The organism is Pseudomonas sp. HMSC067G02 (assembly GCF_001813485.1).
In the GTDB taxonomy this organism is placed as follows: domain Bacteria; phylum Pseudomonadota; class Gammaproteobacteria; order Pseudomonadales; family Pseudomonadaceae; genus Pseudomonas; species Pseudomonas aeruginosa.
The window spans coordinates 131,485-148,041 of the sequence record NZ_KV812720.1 but is presented as its reverse complement, the minus strand read 5'-3'; the positions used below and the strand labels follow the sequence as shown (position 1 = coordinate 148,041).

Sequence of the window (16,557 nt, the reverse complement as noted above, 5' to 3'; positions counted from 1 at the left end):
CGCCGCCGACATAAGCTGTGGGCGCTGTACATCCCTGGATCCTTTCCCGGCCTGCTCCACGCGGCCGGGATTTTTTTGCCCTCTTCACCCTTGCGCCGACTGCGGACGCCAGGCTGGCCTTCAGCCTGTCCGGCAGCTATACCGAAAGTCTCCACCGTGATCAGGATCCAGTATGCTCGCCTGCCCCCTCCCTCCCGACGAAGCCCTGCGCCAGCAGGCCCTGGACGACATGGCGCTGGTCGACACCCCCGCCGAACACTACCTGGACGCCCTGGTGGAACTGGCGCGGGAAACCTTCGGGGTGAAGACCGTGCTGATCAGTCTGATCGACCACGACCGCCAATGGTTCAAGGCCCGTATCGGCCTGGATGCCGAACAGACGCCGCGCGACCTGTCCTTCTGCGGCCACGCCATCCTGGCCAGCGAACCGCTGATGGTGACGGACGCCTCCAGGGATCCGCGTTTTCACGACAATCCGCTGGTCACCGGGCCGCCCTTCATCCGCTTCTACGCCGGCGAGCCCCTGCACGCCAGCAATGGCCAGACCATCGGCACACTCTGCCTGATCGACCCGAGCCCGCGGCTGCTGGATCTCCGGGAAGGACGCCAGCTCAATCGACTGTCGATCCTGGCCGAAGGATATCTCCAGCTACGCAGCCTCACCGAGCACACCCGCTTCCTGCGCCAGGAGATCGACCGGGAGCAGCGCAAGTCACTGCTCGACCCCCTCACCCAATTGTGGAACCGGGCCGGCTTCCACGCGCTGCACCAGCATGAACTGGAGTTGGCGCGGGCCAGCGACCAGCGCATCGGCATCATCTACAGCGATATCGACCATTTCAAACGTATCAACGACACCCTGGGGCACCGGGCCGGCGACAGCGTCCTCCGCGAGGCGGCTTCGCGACTGCGCGCGGCGCTGCGGCCGGAAGATCTCCTGGCGCGTTTCGGCGGCGAGGAGTTCGTGGCGATGGTCCGGGTCCGCGAGACCACGGAACTGACCATGATCGCCAATCGCATCCGCGAACTGATGGAAGCGACCCCGATCGACTGTGCCGGCACGTCCGTGCCGGTGACCATCAGTGCCGGCTGTACCCTGGCCGGCAGCGGCGAAGAACCGGAACGGGCACTCGCCCGGGCGGATGCCGCGCTGTACGACGCCAAGCGTGCCGGACGCAACCGGGTGGTCAGCGTCTGACCAGGGCTAGTCCTCCAGCCCTGCGCAATCGGCGCAGATAGAGAAACCCTCGCTATCGACTGGCACCTGGACCGCGTCGCAATATTCGCAGGAACGTCGCCTGCCGGTTCCGCAGGTATCGGGCTCGTCGAGCGCGCCGAACGTATCTTCGTCACGCTCGTCCTCGAGGTAATCGTTATCCAGCAGGTGATCGTGTTCGGGTTCGTGAATATCGTCTTCGTCGCTCATCTTCGACTGCCTGCCGGCTGCGTGAGGCGGTCTTATAAAGGCAGCGACAGCGCCCGTCAACGGCTCAACCCAGGTACAGACGCAGTTGCAGCCGGATTCGCTCCGGCTCGCCGTCGATCGGCGCAGGGCGACTGTCGAATCGCTGGGCGCCCTGGACCATGTAGAACGCTTAGGCATGCAAATCGGCTCCTCCCCCTGCCTCATTGCACTAGAATCGCCCGGCGCAGCACCTGCGCCCTCAAGCCTCTTTCGTAGAAAACACCATGAGCAAACTGCAACATATCAGCCTGTTCCTGTTCGTTCTTCTTTCCGCCGGCCTGGCGCTCGGCTACCGAGTCGACTGCCCGGACGGCAGCCATGTCGAGACCTACCTGCTTCGCGGCCTGGGCGCGCGCCTCCTCGGCAACGATCTCTGCGAGCAGGCAGCGCCCTGACGCCGGGCGTTCGCGGATCCGACGGCGCCCGCCTATCGAGCCGGCAAGCCTCCGCCAACGCCAAGCCTTGCCGAAGCGATGGGCCACCAGCGCTAACCGGCCAGTTGCAACCAGAGCGAAAACACGCCCAGCGCACACCAGAAGCCGGCGAACAGGAACGGCACGCGTCGCGAGAACAGCAAGGTTTTCTCGAAGCTGCCGCGGTTGACCTCGCGTTCGCTGAACAATGGCGAATCATCGTAGGCCAGGCCGATCTCCGGATCGCTGTGCAACAGGCAGGACTGCTTGAACTGCCAGTGGCAGATGATCTCCGAGGATGCCTGGATGCCCGGCCAGGCATGCAGGGAATTGACGATCCCGAGCAGTGCCAGGAGTGCCGGCACCACCAGGGTGAACAGCTCGCCCCAGGCCGGGTTCAGGTTGGCCATCGACGAAGCATAGGCGATGACCAGGAACGACTGCGCCGTCAGGTAGGCGTTGGTCCGACTGGATAGCTGGCCCGTCTCGTAGTGGATTTCCCGCCGGTAGAAGTCCAGCCGCTCCTTGGCTGAACAGAAGATCCGGACATCGGATTCTTGCGACAACGGCCCTCCGGGCATGATCAACCTGGACACAAGCACGACACCTCGAACGAGTGGATGGGCTTGTTTGGAAAGAACCGATCCACGCCGGTTCGGAATCTCCGACGACCGTTCCCCGCGCCGGTAACGATTTCCGCCACCGCCCCGCTGGCCATGGAACTCAACGGAGCCCTGGCCGCCGCACGCCTGCGCAAGGTAAAAAGGGCGATCCTCCCGGATCGCCCTCCTGCATCAGAACAACGCCCCCAGGTAAGCCGCCGCGCCGCCGCCGAACTGTGCACCGACGTTGACCCCGGCCATCAACAGGGCGCCACGGGACGATTGCAGTAATTGCCGCGACATGCTGGCGCCCAGCGCGGCGGTCAATGGCGAGGCGCTCGCCAGCGCCACCGCCGCCAGCAGCTTGGGATCGAGGCCGAAGAGAATCGCCGTGCCCGAACCGCCGGCGATGACTCCCGCGCCGAGTTCGACGTACATGCAGGGCCCGGTGAAGTCGCCGCGGGACAGGTCGCGCCCCACCAGGCCGTCCGCGACCAAGACGGTTCCGGTGCTCGGCAACGCCTCCAGCGCACCGGCCCCGCCAACGCTCTTGCCCTTGACATTGAGGTTGACCTTGCCGAAGCGCGGCAGGCGCATACCCAGTCCGATCCCGCCGCCCACCCCGCCATAGCGGAAGGACACGTTCTCACCCTCCGGCGAGAGCAACGTGATGGAGCCGCCGCTACCCGCCAGGAAGGCCACGGTCATGCCTCCGCCACTGGCCGTCACGTAGCGCCAGCGACTCTCGTTGAGGGGCAAGGGAATGGGAAGTTGCGACATGACTTCAATGTCCTTTTGAGGTCGGTTGGGAAGAACGCAGGCCCAGCAATCCCCTGAACCCGACAATACCGAAGAGTGCGCCGAAGCCGCAGAGGAAAGCGCCGGTTCCCCAGAGCGCGCCGGCATCGTCGACTATCGCGCTGGCCGCCGGCCGCCCAGCCTCGTAGAGGACGCGAACCGGCTCGCCCACCTGGTAGCCGAAGATGAAGCCGCCCTGGGGATAGGAAATCCGCTCGCCGGAAACGCTGGTGAAATCGATCTGCGGATGCGAACCGCCGGCATTCAAGGCGCTGACCGTCCCCTGGGCTTCCTGCGCAGTACGCAGGAAATGGTACCGCTCGACGGTCTTGAAACCGCCGGCGAGCAGGAGACCGAGTCCGAGCAGGGAAAAAAGGGAAGCGTGAAGAAGTCCGCCGATACGCGAACCGGAAGAGGTCGTCATGAGCCTTGTCGCCTGAATCATCCGTGAGGCGCTAGGGTCGGAAAAGACCGCCCCCGCTGTCAATAGCGGCTATGCGATGAAGCGCGAGCCCAGGCGAGCACGGGCCGAGCGGCCTTTTTCGGGGCGCAAACGAAAAAAGGCGACCCTTTCGGATCGCCTTTCTTGTCCCGCCAGCAGTGCGGGATTTGTTTGGTAGGCACGATTGGATTCGAACCAACGACCCCCACCATGTCAAGGTGGTGCTCTAACCAACTGAGCTACGTGCCTGCTGATGGCGCGCATTCTACAGACCCCAAAAACACCGTCAAGCTTTTTTTTCGCTAACTCTCTGAAAAAGTGGAATTTTTATTTTCATGGGGTCCGTTGAAAATTTTGCACGGAGGCTAGCCGGCCGATTTCGACTCGGGTAGCATCCGGGCATCCGTAAAAAATAAAAAACAGAGGTGCAAGATGCCGCACACCCCCTACCCCTCCTCCTATTACGCCGCGTCGGCCAATCCCGCGCCGCCCCGCCCGGAACTCCAGGGCGAGGTCGAAACCGACGTCTGCGTGATCGGTGCCGGCTATACCGGCCTCTCCACCGCCCTGTTCCTGCTGGAGAATGGTTTCAAGGTCTCCGTACTGGAAGCCGCCAAGGTCGGCTTCGGCGCTTCCGGGCGCAACGGCGGCCAGATCGTCAACAGCTACAGCCGCGACATCGACGTGATCGAGCGCACCGTCGGCAAGCGCGAAGCGCAGTTGCTCGGCGAGATGGCCTTCGAAGGCGGGCGCATCATCCGCGAGCGCGTGGCCCGCTACGGTATCCAATGCGACCTGAAGGACGGCGGGGTGTTCGCCGCCTTCACCGAGAAGCAGATGGATCACCTGCGCGCGCAGAAACAGTTGTGGGAACGCTACGGCCACAACCAGTTGGAGATCATGGACGCCAAGCGCATCCGCGAGGTGGTGGCGACCGACAACTATATAGGTGGCATGCTCGACATGAGCGGCGGCCACATCCATCCGCTGAACCTCGCCCTCGGCGAAGCGGCGGCGGTGGAGTCGCTCGGCGGCAGAATCTACGAGCAGAGCCCGGCGACCCGCATCGAGCGCGGCGCCAGCCCGGTGGTGCATACCCCGCAAGGCAAAGTGAAGGCGAAGTTCATCGTGGTCGCCGGTAACGCCTACCTCAACGGTCTGGTCCCGGAACTGGCGGCCAAGTCGATGCCCTGCGGCACCCAGGTGATCACCACCGAGCCGCTGAACGAGGAACTGGCCCACAGCCTGCTGCCGCAGGACTACTGCGTGGAAGACTGCAATTACCTGCTCGACTACTATCGCCTCTCCGGCGACAAGCGCCTGATCTACGGTGGCGGCGTGATCTATGGCGCTCGCGATCCGGCGGACATCGAGGCGATCATCCGGCCGAAGATGCTCAAGACCTTCCCGCAACTGAAGGACGTGAAGATCGACTTCGCCTGGACCGGCAACTTCCTGCTGACCCTCTCGCGCCTGCCCCAGGTCGGCCGCATCGGCGACAACATCTACTATTCCCAGGGTTGCAGCGGCCACGGCGTGACCTACACCCACGTCGCCGGCAAGGTCCTGGCCGAAGCCCTGCGCGGCCAGGCCGAACGCTTCGACGCTTTCGCCGGCCTGCCGCACTACCCCTTCCCCGGCGGCAAGCTGTTCCGCGTACCGTTCACCGCCATCGGCGCCTGGTACTACAGCCTGCGCGACAAGCTCGGGGTCTAGTCCGCGTCGGTAGAACGGCACCCCGGGGTGCCGTTTTTTCCATCCGCGCCTCAACCTTCGCTACGGATCTGCGCATGACTGATCAGGGCGAAGATCAGGCTACCGCCGACGATGTTGCCGCCCAGGGTAGGCAGGGCGAACTTCAGCAGGAACTCGGTCCAGCCGATTTCCCCGGCGAACGCCAGGTAGCCTACCTCCGCCGAACCCACCACGATGTGGGTGAAGCTGCCCAGCGCCATCAGGTAGGTGACCATCGCGATGATCCAGACCTTCGCGCCCTCCGCCGCCGGGATCAGCCAGACCATGGTGGCGATCATCCAGCCGGAAACGATGCCCTTGGCGAACATCTGCGCCAGGTCGTTGTGCATCACCTCGCGGCCGATCTCGAGGAACGCCGCGTCGGCCGCTTCATTGAAGATCGGCAGATGCAGCACCGCCCAGGCGAACAGCAGCGTACCGACGATATTGCCGAACAGCACCACGCTCCAGAGACGCAACAGTTGCCAGGCCTTTTCCAGGGTCGGCTCGGTCATCACCGGCAACACGGCGGTCAGGGTGTTTTCGGTGAACAGTTGCTGGCGGGCGAGGATCACTGCCAGGAAGCCCATGGGATAGCCGAAGCTGCTGACGATGATCGCCCATTCCTGCTCGGGCAGGGCCGCGCGGAACAGGCCCATGCCCATCAACGAGAGGCCGATGGTCAGTCCCGCCGCCACCGCCGACCACCAGAGCGCCGCCACCGTGCGCTGCAGCTCGTGTTCGCCCTGGACGCGAATCACCTCGTGCAGGACAGCGGCGCGCGGTGGCTGCTTGTCGTCGATCTCCCGCCGCTCGTTGGCGGTCAGCGCCGTGGCCGAACGTCCGTCGGCCGGTTTCTCTTTCCGCTCCTCGCCGCGCGCACGCGGCTTGCGCGCGCCCTCCGCTGCACGCCCCTGGCGCTTGCCCGCCGCGCCGCCCTTGGCCGGTTGTCGGGGGCCGGGAGTCGAAGTCTGCTTGTCGTTGGCCATGCTCTGCACCTGAGTGGGGTCCACCCAGGTATAGAGCCGTCTCGCTGGAACGGGGTTCCGACAACCTTCGGCTGGGCCGCCTCAGCGGGGCGGTGCGCCAACGGGACAGGCCGGCAGCTCGGCGCACCGAGCCGCGGGTGCGACGGCCTGCGGCAAGGCCGCAGCGAAACGGGCTTCCCCAGGCTGCAATGCCCGCGCGCAGGCCTGCGCCTGGCGCGCCGGCGCCGCGCAACCGCGTTCCGCCAGCAACTGGGACAGGTTGAACCAACCCGCGGCGAAATCCGCGCGACGCTCGACGCTGGTGAGCATGGCCTGTTCGGCAGCGGCGGAATCGCCTGCGGCGTAGCGACTGTTGCCCAGGGCGAACCAGGCGAAGGCGTCCTCAGGCCAGCGTCGCACGGCTTCTTCGTAGGCGCGCCGGGCAACCTTGGGGTGGCCGGTTTCCTCGCTGTCACTGGCGGCCTTGAGCCACGGGACCGCCGCTGCCGTGGCCGGCAGGCGGTCACCCGGCAGGGTCAGCACCGCCCAGCGTCCCGAACGCTTCCAGGTCGATTCGAAGCTGGTGAAGTCGGTGACCCAGCGCCGGGTGATGCCCGAGCGCAGCACCAGTTCGCGGCGCTCCCGATCGAAGCCGACCACCACCGCGAAGTGCCAGCGCGGCCACCAGGAGAAAGCCTGGTTCTGTAGCACCAGCACCGGGTTGCCCGCCGCGACCTCCTCGAGCACGCTCTCCAGTCCGCCTTGCAGCGGATAGACCAGCATGCCGTGGCGGCGCGCCGCGGCGACCATCTCCAACTGCAAGCTGCCCTCGCGACCGGGAATGAACACCTCGTCCTTCAATTGTCCCGGCGTCAACGCCAGGCCGCGCTGGCCGAGCATCGTGGCCAGCGCGGCGGGACCGCACTGGTAGGCTTCTTGAGGGAAGAACGGCACGTCGCGCAGCTCCACCCGTGCGGGCAGCGCCGCGCTTTCCGGCGGCAGCCTCGGCGGCTGCGCGCAGCCGCCGAGCAATGCGGCGAGCAGCAGCGCCCCTGCCAGCCGCCTCACCGATTGATGCATTTGATGAAGCTGAAGATGTCCGTGGCGCAAAGCATGTCGGTGATGATGAAGATCACCAGGAACAGCACGATGATGCCGATGATGCCGCCCGCCGGTGCCTGGTCCAGTTGCTGGTTGAACTGTGCCAGCTCAGCGTTGGTCAGGCTGTTGATGCGGCTCGCCACCTGGTCGCGGGGCACGCCCATGGCCTCCAGTTTCTTCTGTACGCCCTGGTCGTCGAGCATCTTCAGCAGTTGCTGGCGATCGAGGTTGTGCTGCTGTTGCTGCATGACCTCGGCGGTGCCGATCATCGCCGCCTGGGCGAGCGGAACCTCGGCGAAGGTGAGCAGGTGCAGCGCTGCCAGGACGGCAGCGACACGGCGAATGCTTGTTGTTGTTCTCATGGGAATGACCTCTGCGTGAAACCCGACTATCAGCCCTGGGAGGCGAAGCTTGGTTCCGCGTCGCCGACCTCCCCTGAGTATCGTCCCGATCGCCGTTTTCCGCCGCCTCGGCGCCGATGCCCGCCCCAGGCGGCACGACGACCCGCCGCGCCCAGCCGACGAAGCGGCATTCGTCTTTATGCAATTCGCATATACTCCGGCTCGCCGCGAGAAAACCGGAGCATGCGCGATCTCGGCGACATCGACGCATATCCCCGCCGCAGCCTCGTACACGGCGTCGAAACCGCGCGCCGCCCCGGACGACAGAGCCTCCGGCACGGCGAAAACTAAGGATTCCTGAGCTTCCATCTTGTCCAGATTTGCCCAACCTTGAGCGAGCGGGCCAACGGGACGGGAGTTGTATGGATGCTAGGTACCCGGCTAAAAGCCGCAAGAATCAGAGCGGGATACTCGCAGAAGCAGTTGGGCATGTTGGTGGGAATGGACGAGTTTTCCGCCAGCGCACGGATGAACCAATACGAACGCGAACGGCACTCCCCCAACATGCGGACTTCCGAACAGCTGGCCATGGTCCTCCAGGTCCCCATGGCCTACCTCTATTGCCCCGAGGACGAGCTGGCCGAGCTCATCCTCAAGGTGTCCAGCCTGACACCCGAGTTCAAGAAAGAGCTGACGCGTTTCATCGAACAGTTGCTCGCGGCCCAGGGATCCACCAGCCGCCAGCCTGTACGCACAAGGAGTGAACTGTGAACAAAAGCTTGGATTCAGACTCGATAACCACCGCCATAATGGCCCTGCGTCGCCTGCGCGACACGCACCCGGAGCAGTACCGGGAGCTGCTGCCGTTGTGCGCCTCGGGGCTGGTGGAGACCCTGGTCGGACAGAGCGACGGGGACGACCGCAGGAAGGCCGAGACGCAGAGCGAGACCATCGCCCGCTGGACCTGGCTGCAGTTGCTCGGCTGGGCCCAGAACAACAGCCTCAGCCAGCAGCAGATCGAAAGCCTCTACAGCATCGTCGAAGGCATCCGCAGTTGCCGGCCGCTGATGCAGGAGCGCGCCCGTCTCCTGCAACTGGCGCGAGGCTGAGGCCCCAGCGCGGCTAGAGGCCGTACCGGGTTGCCTGGAGATGAGCGAACATGCCAGCGTCGGCCGGGATGTCGACACCCCATAGCCAGCGCGAGGCGTCAGCGAAGCCAGTTGGACGAACCAGGGCTTTGAGGTGGCATCGGCGAACTTCTTGAACTGCCAGGCCGGTCCGCCCATATAGGTGGGGCTGCCGAAGACGATGGCATCGGCTTCGACGAGCCGAGCAACTTCGTCCAGTTCTTCAAGCGCGAGGTCGGCCAGGTGCGCCGAAGCCTTCCGCCGCGAACAGCGTGGCGGCCGAACGCCAGCCTTGCCGCAGCGCACAGAGCGCACGTGACCTGGCGCCCGCAGCGCTCCGGCCTGATTCGCAGTTTCGTCACGCCGGCGCGCGGCCTGGCGCAAATGTGAACGGTTGCCGCCACGCCGGGAGAGGCTTCTTCCTAGACTCCGCGCCACGTTCACTCAGAGGAGAAACAACGTGGCCAAGACATGGATCTACGCAGCCTCGGCCGCCGCCATCGGCGGTGCGCTGATCGGCGGCTGGCTGCTCGACCCGGCTCCGCCCGAGGCACCGCCGCAGGCCCGCCAGTCCCCCGCCGCCCAGGCAGTCTCTGCCCCGGCAGCGGCGCTCGCGGCGCCGACGGCGGACACTACCCACATGCTCGCCCCGGCCCCCGTCGCAGCGCCCGCGCCACGCGAGCGGGTGACGCTCTGGCAAGGCGAACTGCGCAGCCGCGAAGGCGCCCAGGGCATTCCCGAATACCTGGCGCAGATCGAACCCGCCCTGCTCGACACGCTGGCGCTCGGCCAGGTGCTGGAAATGAGCCTGCCGGGTCGCGAGCGGCCCTTGCAGGCACGCCTCGCCAGCACCCATAACAGCGCCGGCCTGCCGGTCTGGCGCGGCGGCCTGGTGGACGGCGACGAGGCGGAAAGCCTGACCGTGGTGCGCGGCAGCCTGGAAACCCACATCAATGTCGCCACCCTCGACGGCAGCTACTCGATCATCGTCGACAACCGCAGCGGCAAGACCCGGGTGATCGACGAGAACGACATCGCCGCGCGTAGCGACCCGCATGGCGATCATGTCGACGCGCCGCTCGCCGAGCTGCCACCGATGCCGCCGCCCGCCCAGGGCTGAGCCCACCTTCCCAGCATGTTTCCCCAGCGGTGCCCTCGGGGCGCCATGGCTTCCTATTGTCCGAACACAGGCAACCCATGAAGAAATCCCTGCTCTGCTCCACCCTCGCCCTGGCGGTAGCCTCTGCCGCCCAGGCCGCGCCGAAGACCGTCGACATCATGGTGCTCTACACCCCCGCGGCGACCCAGACCGGAAACGGACGCGACATCGATGCGCGGATCGCCAGCTACATCGAGTTCGCCAACACCGCCTACGAGAAGAGCGGCGTCGACCTGCGCCTGCGCCTGGTGCACAAGCAGCGCCTGGACTGGGCCGACTACCCGACGGTGACCGGCACCAACCTCGATCGCTTCATGCGCGACCCGCAGGTGCAGCGCCTGCGCGAGCAGTACGGCGCCGACCTGGTCAGCCTGGTCAACCGCTCGCAGAACAGCGGCAACGGCTACATCACCTGCGGCATCGGCTACATGGGCTCGGGCGATAAGAACAGCGGGCGCTTCCACGGCAACGCCAAGGACATTGCCTACAACCTCACCGGGGTCGACTGCGGGCTCAACACCTTCGCCCATGAAGCCGGCCACAACATGGGCCTGCGCCACTCCTACGAGCAGGACCTGGAGTCCAGCTACTACGATCCGCGCTACGCCCACAGCGGCACCTACGAATGGAGCCGCGGCTACGGCGTGCAGGGGCGCTTCGCCACCGTGATGGCCTACCCGCATGCCTTCGGCACCAACAAGCAGGCACCGTTCTTCGCCAACCCGCGCCTGGTCAACGCCGAATGCGCCAACCAGCCCTGCGGTCGCGAAGAACACGCCGACGCCGTACGCGCGCTGAACAGCATGGCCACGCAGATCGCCGACTTTCGCCCGACCAAGGTACCCGGCACGCTCAACCCGGGCTCCGGCGGCGACACGCCGACCCCGCCGGACCTGCCATGGTGCACGAAAGCCAAGCTCGGCGGCCTGCTCGGCGATGGCGAGTTCGCCAGCATGGAAGGCTGGCGCGCATGGTCCGGCAACGCCCAGCTGAGCCTGGTGAACGTCGCCAAGGGCTGCCGCGACAATGCCTTGCTGGTCGACGTGCGTGGCTTCGATCTGCTGGTCCGCCCCATTGCCCCCCTGCGCGCCGGCAGCGGCTACCGGCTGAGCGGCAAGGTCATGCTCAAGGCCGCCAATACCCGTGAAACCGTGCGCATGGCGCTGCTCAGCGAACGCGCCGATGGCGCCCTGGCCTACAACCCGGCGCAGAGCGTCGAACTGTCGGTCAGCGGCAACGAGTTCAGTCGCCTGGAGAAGACCTTCGACTACCGTCCCGCCGCCGACCAGCGCAACCTCTACGTGGCGGTCTGGAGCGACAGCGGCGCCAGCCTGCTGGTCGACGAGATGAACCTGCAGGAAGCCCAGGCCGCGCCGCCGAGCGTACCGCCGGCGCCGAAACGCATCGCCTACGACTTCGAGAGCGGCATCGGCGGCTGGAGCGGCGTGCATGCCAGCACCCGCGCCACGCGCGTCGCCAGCGCCGGGCGGCTGGCCTTGGAAGCCTACCAGCGGCGCTACGCCGGCACCGGCGCGAGCACCAGCCTGCTGGGCAACCTGGAAGCAGGCCGGACCTACGCGTTCAGCGCGGACGTACGGGTCGGCGACGGTCGCGGCTCGCAGGCCATGACCTATGCCTACCTCTACCTGGAAAGCCAGGGTCGGCCCGGCGAATACCTGCCCCTGGGCTACAAGGTGGTCGAGAATGGCCGCTGGGCCAGCCTGCGCGGCCAGGTGCAATTGCCGAAGGGGCCGATCAAGCGTGCTGAACTGATGATCCTCAGCGGTAACCAGCAGGAGTCGATGTTCATCGACAACGTCCAGTTGCTGCAGAAGTAGGACGCTTCCCCTCCGTGCCCCCGGCAGGCACGGGGGGATTTTGCGGAGCGCTCCAGGCTGGATGCAGCGATCATAAAATTATCGTTTTACGATAATTTATTATTAAATTATGATCACTCCAATTTCCCTCGTTTCCGAGGGGCCTGCCCACCTTCCCAGGAGTACCCCCGATGACAAGCGACCGCCTGGCCGGCTACAGCCGCCTGATGGCTACCCTGACCCTGCTGTTGATCGCCGGCATGCTGCTGCTCAACGCCGCGTGCTGGATCTTCCCCGACCTCGCCAGCGAGCACGGCCTCGGCTTCGCCCTCACTGCCACCGGCGTCGCCGGCGACCTCGGCGTTGCGGCGCGAGACATGCCGCTCTGGCAGGCCCTCGGCGGCATCCTCCTGTCGAGCCTGCCGCTGCTGGTCCTGGCCAGCGGACTGCAAGCGCTGCGGCGGCTGTTCCAGCACTACGGGCGCGGCGAGTATTTCTGCGAAGAAGCCGCGGCGCTGCTCGGCAAGGTCGGCCTGTGCCTGGCTTGCTGGGTGCTGGCGAACTTCCTGCTGGAGCCGCTGCTGACGGTCTGGGTCACCTTCCTCCAACCCCAGGGGCAACGCATCGTCAGTCTCAGCTTCGGTTCGGCGGAACTGGTCAGCCTGTTCGCCGCCGCCTCGGTGATGGTGATCGCGCGCATCCAGCGCAAGGCCGCCCTGCTCGCCGAGGAAAACCGCCAGTTCGTCTGAGGTCCGCCATGCCCATCGAAATCAGGCTGGACGTCATGCTCGCCCTGCGCAAGGCCAGGTCCAAGGACCTGGCCCAGGCCATCGGCATCACCGAACAGAACCTGTCGCTGCTCAAGCAGGGCAAGGTAAAGGGCATTCGCCTCGCTACCCTGGAGGCCATCTGCGCCTACCTGGCGTGCCAGCCGGGAGACCTGCTGGAGTACCTGCCCGGCCCGACCGAGGGGTGACAGCCGGGCGCTTATGCGCTCGAGCGAGGGGGAGCGCAACAAAGGGTATTTAGGCCAAGCCCCCTTTCGCCGCTACAGTCGCGGTTCATCCACCAGACATGGGCGAGGTCGGGCATGGCGAAATCCTCCGAACGATTCGAATCCCTGCGCCGGGATATCGACGCACTGGCCCGCCGGCTCGACGTGCCGTCGGTGCTGATCATGCGTTCCCTGCCCCGGCACATGCGCGTCGAGGCCTCCGCCGGACGCCTGGAGGACACCTACCCGATCGGCGCCGAAGGCCGCAAGAGCGTCCATGAAGACGGCGCCCAACCCCTCTACTGCGAACGCGTGGTCGACCGCGACGCCCCGTTGCACGTGCGCGACTCGCGCCAGGAGACGGAATGGGCCGGCAACGAGGATGAAGTCGAGTTCGGCCTGAGCAACTACCTTGGCTATCCGGTTCATACGCCCGACGGCACCCCGTACGGCACCGTCTGCGTACTCGACAGCCGACCGCGCGACTATTCGGCCGAGGAACGGGCCCTGCTGGAAGAATTGCGGCGCAAGGTCGAGGCGCTGCTGGCGGAAACCGTCTCATGACCTAAGGTCAATCGGATACCGCGGCGCACAACCGCGCCGCCTCCGCCCACCAGACGAGGACCTTCCGTGCACGCCCGCCGCCTGCCCCACCTCTTGCCGCTCGCCCTCGCCTTCCTGCTTTCGCCCGCCGCCTTCGCTGCCGACACGCCAGCCACCGAGCTGCTGCGCCAGGCCGAAGCCGAACGCCCGGCTTACCTCGACACGCTCCGGCAACTGGTCGCGGTGGACAGCGGTACCGGCCAGGCCGAAGGCCTCGGCCAGTTGTCCGCGCTGCTCGCCGAACGCCTGCAGGCGCTCGGCGCGCAAGTCCGCAGCGCACCGGCGACGCCCTCGGCCGGCGACAACCTGGTGGCCACCCTCGATGGCACCGGCAGCAAGCGCTTCCTGCTGATGATTCACTACGACACCGTGTTCGCCGCCGGCAGCGCGGCGAAGCGTCCGTTCCGCGAGGACGCGGAGCGCGCCTACGGACCCGGCGTGGCCGACGCCAAGGGCGGCGTGGCGATGGTGCTGCATGCCCTGGCGCTGCTCAGGCAGCAAGGCTTCAGGGACTACGGACGGATCACCGTGCTGTTCAATCCCGACGAAGAAACCGGCTCCGCCGGCTCGAAGCAACTGATCGCCGAGCTGGCCCGGCAGCAGGACTACGTCTTCTCCTACGAGCCGCCGGACCGGGACGCAGTGACGGTAGCCACCAATGGCATCGACGGCCTGCTGCTCGAGGTGAAGGGTCGCTCGTCCCATGCCGGCTCGGCACCCGAGCAAGGCCGCAACGCCATTCTCGAACTGTCGCACCAGTTGCTGCGTCTCAAGGACCTCGGCGATCCGGCGAAAGGCACCACGCTGAACTGGACCCTCGCCAGGGGCGGCGAGAAGCGCAACATCATTCCCGCCGAGGCTTCGGCGGAAGCCGACATGCGCTACTCGGACCCGGCCGAGAGCGAGCGGGTACTGGCCGACGCCCGGAAGCTGACCGGCGAACGCCTGATCGCCGATACCGAAGTCAGTCTGCGTCTCGACAAGGGTCGTCCGCCCCTGGTGAAGAACCCCGCCTCGCAGCGCCTGGCGGAAACCGCGCAGACGCTCTACGGTCGAATCGGCAAGCGCATCGAGCCGATCGCCATGCGCTTCGGCACGGACGCCGGCTACGCCTACGTGCCCGGCAGCGACAAGCCGGCGGTGCTGGAAACCCTCGGCGTAGTCGGCGCCGGCCTGCACAGCGAGGCGGAATACCTCGAACTGTCGAGCATCGCCCCGCGCCTGTACCTGACGGTGGCGCTGATCCGCGAGCTGTCCGCCGACTAGCGCCGACGCCCGCAGCCAGCCTCAGGTGCGGAAGCGACCGAGCACCACGCGCAAGCCAGCCATGTGCTCCTTGACCCTCTGGTTGGCCGAAAGCACTGCGGCGGTCCCTTCGTGGGCCTGCTCGGAGAGTCCGGAGACGTTGGTGATGTTGCGGTCGATGTCCTGGGCCACCTGGCTCTGTTCCTCGGCGGCGGTCGCGATCTGCTGGTTGAGGCCGTCCAGCTCTTCCACCGTGGCGACGATGCGCCCCAGCGCCTGGGCCGCGCTGTCTGCCTCGGCGAGGTTGCTCTGGGCATGGCTGGCGCTACCGCGCATGGCGGCTACCGCATCGTTGGCGCCGTCCTGCAACTGCTCGATCAGCCCCTGGATCTCCTGGGTCGACTGCTGGGTACGGTTGGCCAGCGAACGCACCTCGTCCGCCACCACGGCGAAGCCGCGCCCGGCCTCCCCGGCCCGCGCCGCCTCGATGGCGGCATTGAGCGCCAGCAGGTTGGTCTGCTCGGCGATGCTGCTGATCACCGTAAGCACCTGGCCGACGCTGCCGGCGTGCTGGTGCAGGGTGTTCAGCGCCAGGGCGGTCTGTTCCAGTTCCTCCGCCAAGGCACCGGTCTGGCTACTGGCGTGCTCCACCAGACGGCGTCCCTCGTGGGCCAGGGCCGCGGCGTCGCGGGTGGAATGCGCCGCATGGTTGGCGTGGCGGGCGACCTCGGCCACGGTGGCGCTCATCTCGTTCATCGCGGTGGCCACCTGGTCCAGGTCCTGGTGCTGGCGCGCCACCTGGTCGCCGGCACCGAGCGCCTGCTCCAGGGCCTCGGCCACGTCCTTGTCGGTCTCTGCCGCGCTGCGCTTGACGTTCGCCAGCAGACCGCTGACGTCCTGGCGCATCCGCTCGTAGCCGGCGACGATGCGGCCGATCTCGTTGTCCGCATGGCCCGCCGCCAGGGCATGGGTGAAGTTAGCCGCACCGACCTCGGTCAGCGCCACCTCCAACCCGCGCAACTGCCGCATCAGCGGCGCCAGGCCGAACTGCCGGCCGAGCACCACCAGCACCAGGATCGCCAACAGGCAACCGAAGGCGATCCACATCTGGGTGTGCTGGACACTGTCGGCGCGCGCGCTCATCAGCGAGACCAGTTTGTTCAGCTCGCCCAACAGCTCGGTGGAATACTGCGAGAAGCCGCGCAGGTCGACCTGGCTGGCAGGCTGTGCCACCTGGTCGAGCATGGCCCGATAGCGGCCCCAGATCTGCGCCACCTTCTGCCGCTGGGCGGCGATCTCCGGCGCGCCCATCCGGCTCACGTTGCGCTCGGCATTGCCCGCATCCAGGTCGGCGGCCGAGCGCTCGTACTGGGCGATGGTCGCGGCCAGGGCCTTTGGGTCTCCGGCGCCGAGTCGCAATTGCAGCGCCTCGCGGGCCATCTTCTGGCTGAGCATGCGCTGCGCACCGGCCACGTTGATGGTTTCCGGCGAGATCGACATGCTCAGGTACAACGCCACCGAGGCGCAGGCGGCCAGGCCGAACATCAGTGCATAGGACAGTAGGAACTGGGCGTTCAGGGTCTTCAACCCGAGCCCCCGCAGAATCCGATCGAACACCCTGGCGACGCTTTCGTTCATTGGCTTTTCCCCACTGGACTGCAGAAACCGATAACCACCCCATCGGCCCGTCGCGCCTGGGCTTGAATCGTCACTTCGCCGATTCCGTCCCCGAGCGCCTCCCTCTCCAG

At 66.5% G+C, this 16,557-nt stretch carries 19 protein-coding genes and 1 tRNA gene; 10 read left to right on the top strand and 10 right to left on the bottom strand.

From position 1 onward, the window contains the following. Positions 1–172: 172 nt before the first annotated feature. A complete protein-coding gene (locus HMPREF2914_RS26370; RefSeq protein ID WP_023091628.1) occupies positions 173–1,198 on the top strand; it encodes a diguanylate cyclase in 1,026 nt (341 codons plus the stop codon). 6 nt (positions 1,199–1,204) lie between these two features. Here HMPREF2914_RS26370 and HMPREF2914_RS32800 read toward each other — a convergent pair whose 3' ends face one another. Then, on the bottom strand, positions 1,205–1,426 hold the full coding sequence (locus HMPREF2914_RS32800; RefSeq protein ID WP_009876699.1) for a hypothetical protein: 222 nt from the start codon (positions 1,424–1,426) through the stop codon (positions 1,205–1,207). A 263-nt stretch (positions 1,427–1,689) separates the two neighbouring features. Between HMPREF2914_RS32800 and HMPREF2914_RS26355 the strand changes: the two genes are divergently transcribed. After that, a complete protein-coding gene (locus HMPREF2914_RS26355; RefSeq protein ID WP_009876700.1) occupies positions 1,690–1,860 on the top strand; it encodes a hypothetical protein in 171 nt (56 codons plus the stop codon). A 92-nt stretch (positions 1,861–1,952) separates the two neighbouring features. Here the strand turns inward: HMPREF2914_RS26355 and HMPREF2914_RS26350 are convergent, their stop codons facing one another. The 4 genes from HMPREF2914_RS26350 to HMPREF2914_RS26335 all read right to left on the bottom strand — a co-directional run bounded on the left by HMPREF2914_RS26350 (position 1,953) and on the right by HMPREF2914_RS26335 (position 3,969). Further along, a complete protein-coding gene (locus HMPREF2914_RS26350) occupies positions 1,953–2,474 on the bottom strand; it encodes a hypothetical protein (RefSeq protein ID WP_003119901.1) in 522 nt (173 codons plus the stop codon). Between the two features lie 198 nt (positions 2,475–2,672). Further along, a complete protein-coding gene (gene tse4 / locus HMPREF2914_RS26345; protein ID WP_003099160.1) occupies positions 2,673–3,260 on the bottom strand; it encodes a type IV secretion system toxin Tse4 in 588 nt (195 codons plus the stop codon). A gap of 4 nt (positions 3,261–3,264) precedes the next feature. Continuing rightward, entirely contained in the window at positions 3,265–3,702 is a 438-nt protein-coding gene (gene tsi4 / locus HMPREF2914_RS26340; protein WP_003114429.1) for a type VI secretion system immunity protein Tsi4, read from the bottom strand. 190 nt (positions 3,703–3,892) lie between these two features. Further along, a tRNA-Val gene (locus HMPREF2914_RS26335) sits at positions 3,893–3,969 on the bottom strand. Between the two features lie 183 nt (positions 3,970–4,152). On the opposite strand from HMPREF2914_RS26335, the gene HMPREF2914_RS26330 reads away from it, so the two are divergent. Then, positions 4,153–5,436 carry an NAD(P)/FAD-dependent oxidoreductase gene (locus tag HMPREF2914_RS26330; RefSeq protein ID WP_003090841.1) on the top strand — a complete coding sequence of 428 codons (1,284 nt, stop codon included), beginning with the start codon at positions 4,153–4,155 and terminating at the stop codon, positions 5,434–5,436. Between the two features lie 50 nt (positions 5,437–5,486). Here the strand turns inward: HMPREF2914_RS26330 and HMPREF2914_RS26325 are convergent, their stop codons facing one another. From HMPREF2914_RS26325 to HMPREF2914_RS26315, 3 genes are all read right to left on the bottom strand, one after another. Continuing rightward, positions 5,487–6,443, bottom strand: coding sequence for a formate/nitrite transporter family protein (locus HMPREF2914_RS26325; RefSeq protein WP_023091627.1), 957 nt, complete (start codon positions 6,441–6,443; stop codon positions 5,487–5,489). Between the two features lie 81 nt (positions 6,444–6,524). Then, positions 6,525–7,502: a PA2778 family cysteine peptidase gene (locus HMPREF2914_RS26320; protein WP_009313934.1), complete on the bottom strand. Its 978-nt coding sequence runs from the start codon at positions 7,500–7,502 to the stop codon at positions 6,525–6,527. Continuing rightward, complete coding sequence (locus HMPREF2914_RS26315) at positions 7,487–7,885, bottom strand: PA2779 family protein (RefSeq protein WP_003090843.1); 399 nt, start codon at positions 7,883–7,885, stop codon at positions 7,487–7,489. The genes HMPREF2914_RS26320 and HMPREF2914_RS26315 overlap by 16 nt, the downstream gene beginning before the upstream one ends. Positions 7,886–8,290: 405 nt before the next feature. On the opposite strand from HMPREF2914_RS26315, the gene HMPREF2914_RS26310 reads away from it, so the two are divergent. Next, a complete protein-coding gene (locus HMPREF2914_RS26310) occupies positions 8,291–8,635 on the top strand; it encodes a helix-turn-helix domain-containing protein (protein ID WP_003115217.1) in 345 nt (114 codons plus the stop codon). 14 nt (positions 8,636–8,649) lie between these two features. Here the strand turns inward: HMPREF2914_RS26310 and HMPREF2914_RS32540 are convergent, their stop codons facing one another. Further along, complete coding sequence (locus HMPREF2914_RS32540) at positions 8,650–9,297, bottom strand: flavodoxin family protein (RefSeq protein ID WP_071534319.1); 648 nt, start codon at positions 9,295–9,297, stop codon at positions 8,650–8,652. A gap of 154 nt (positions 9,298–9,451) precedes the next feature. Between HMPREF2914_RS32540 and bamI the strand changes: the two genes are divergently transcribed. From bamI to HMPREF2914_RS26275, 6 genes are all read left to right on the top strand, one after another. Next, complete coding sequence (gene bamI, locus HMPREF2914_RS26300; RefSeq protein WP_003130923.1) at positions 9,452–10,111, top strand: biofilm-associated metzincin protease inhibitor BamI; 660 nt, start codon at positions 9,452–9,454, stop codon at positions 10,109–10,111. 77 nt (positions 10,112–10,188) lie between these two features. Continuing rightward, positions 10,189–11,988, top strand: a complete 1,800-nt coding sequence (mep72, locus tag HMPREF2914_RS26295) for a metalloendopeptidase Mep72 (protein ID WP_023091626.1) — start codon at positions 10,189–10,191, stop codon at positions 11,986–11,988. A 170-nt stretch (positions 11,989–12,158) separates the two neighbouring features. After that, positions 12,159–12,716 carry a DUF2975 domain-containing protein gene (locus HMPREF2914_RS26290; protein ID WP_023091625.1) on the top strand — a complete coding sequence of 186 codons (558 nt, stop codon included), beginning with the start codon at positions 12,159–12,161 and terminating at the stop codon, positions 12,714–12,716. 8 nt (positions 12,717–12,724) lie between these two features. After that, positions 12,725–12,943, top strand: coding sequence for a helix-turn-helix domain-containing protein (locus HMPREF2914_RS26285; RefSeq protein WP_003090850.1), 219 nt, complete (start codon positions 12,725–12,727; stop codon positions 12,941–12,943). Between the two features lie 114 nt (positions 12,944–13,057). Continuing rightward, positions 13,058–13,525: a GAF domain-containing protein gene (locus HMPREF2914_RS26280; protein ID WP_003130919.1), complete on the top strand. Its 468-nt coding sequence runs from the start codon at positions 13,058–13,060 to the stop codon at positions 13,523–13,525. Positions 13,526–13,591: 66 nt separating this feature from the next. Then, positions 13,592–14,830, top strand: coding sequence for a M20/M25/M40 family metallo-hydrolase (locus HMPREF2914_RS26275; protein ID WP_003090852.1), 1,239 nt, complete (start codon positions 13,592–13,594; stop codon positions 14,828–14,830). A 21-nt stretch (positions 14,831–14,851) separates the two neighbouring features. On the opposite strand, the gene mcpN is transcribed toward HMPREF2914_RS26275, so the two are convergent. After that, on the bottom strand, positions 14,852–16,447 hold the full coding sequence (gene mcpN, locus HMPREF2914_RS26270; protein ID WP_003090853.1) for a nitrate chemoreceptor McpN: 1,596 nt from the start codon (positions 16,445–16,447) through the stop codon (positions 14,852–14,854). Positions 16,448–16,557 lie beyond the last annotated feature (110 nt).

What these genes read in the sequence shown, in the direction of transcription:
- HMPREF2914_RS26370 (WP_023091628.1), top strand. Translation starts at nt 173, where the DNA reads ATGCTCGCCTGCCCCCTCCCTCCCGACGAAGCCCTGCGCCAGCAGGCC.
- HMPREF2914_RS32800 (WP_009876699.1), bottom strand. Translation starts at nt 1,426, where the DNA reads ATGAGCGACGAAGACGATATTCACGAACCCGAACACGATCACCTGCTG.
- HMPREF2914_RS26355 (WP_009876700.1), top strand. Translation starts at nt 1,690, where the DNA reads ATGAGCAAACTGCAACATATCAGCCTGTTCCTGTTCGTTCTTCTTTCC.
- tse4 (WP_003099160.1), bottom strand. Translation starts at nt 3,260, where the DNA reads ATGTCGCAACTTCCCATTCCCTTGCCCCTCAACGAGAGTCGCTGGCGC.
- tsi4 (WP_003114429.1), bottom strand. Translation starts at nt 3,702, where the DNA reads ATGACGACCTCTTCCGGTTCGCGTATCGGCGGACTTCTTCACGCTTCC.
- HMPREF2914_RS26330 (WP_003090841.1), top strand. Translation starts at nt 4,153, where the DNA reads ATGCCGCACACCCCCTACCCCTCCTCCTATTACGCCGCGTCGGCCAAT.
- HMPREF2914_RS26325 (WP_023091627.1), bottom strand. Translation starts at nt 6,443, where the DNA reads ATGGCCAACGACAAGCAGACTTCGACTCCCGGCCCCCGACAACCGGCC.
- HMPREF2914_RS26320 (WP_009313934.1), bottom strand. Translation starts at nt 7,502, where the DNA reads ATGCATCAATCGGTGAGGCGGCTGGCAGGGGCGCTGCTGCTCGCCGCA.
- HMPREF2914_RS26315 (WP_003090843.1), bottom strand. Translation starts at nt 7,885, where the DNA reads ATGAGAACAACAACAAGCATTCGCCGTGTCGCTGCCGTCCTGGCAGCG.
- HMPREF2914_RS26310 (WP_003115217.1), top strand. Translation starts at nt 8,291, where the DNA reads ATGCTAGGTACCCGGCTAAAAGCCGCAAGAATCAGAGCGGGATACTCG.
- mep72 (WP_023091626.1), top strand. Translation starts at nt 10,189, where the DNA reads ATGAAGAAATCCCTGCTCTGCTCCACCCTCGCCCTGGCGGTAGCCTCT.
- HMPREF2914_RS26290 (WP_023091625.1), top strand. Translation starts at nt 12,159, where the DNA reads ATGACAAGCGACCGCCTGGCCGGCTACAGCCGCCTGATGGCTACCCTG.
- HMPREF2914_RS26285 (WP_003090850.1), top strand. Translation starts at nt 12,725, where the DNA reads ATGCCCATCGAAATCAGGCTGGACGTCATGCTCGCCCTGCGCAAGGCC.
- HMPREF2914_RS26280 (WP_003130919.1), top strand. Translation starts at nt 13,058, where the DNA reads ATGGCGAAATCCTCCGAACGATTCGAATCCCTGCGCCGGGATATCGAC.
- mcpN (WP_003090853.1), bottom strand. Translation starts at nt 16,447, where the DNA reads ATGAACGAAAGCGTCGCCAGGGTGTTCGATCGGATTCTGCGGGGGCTC.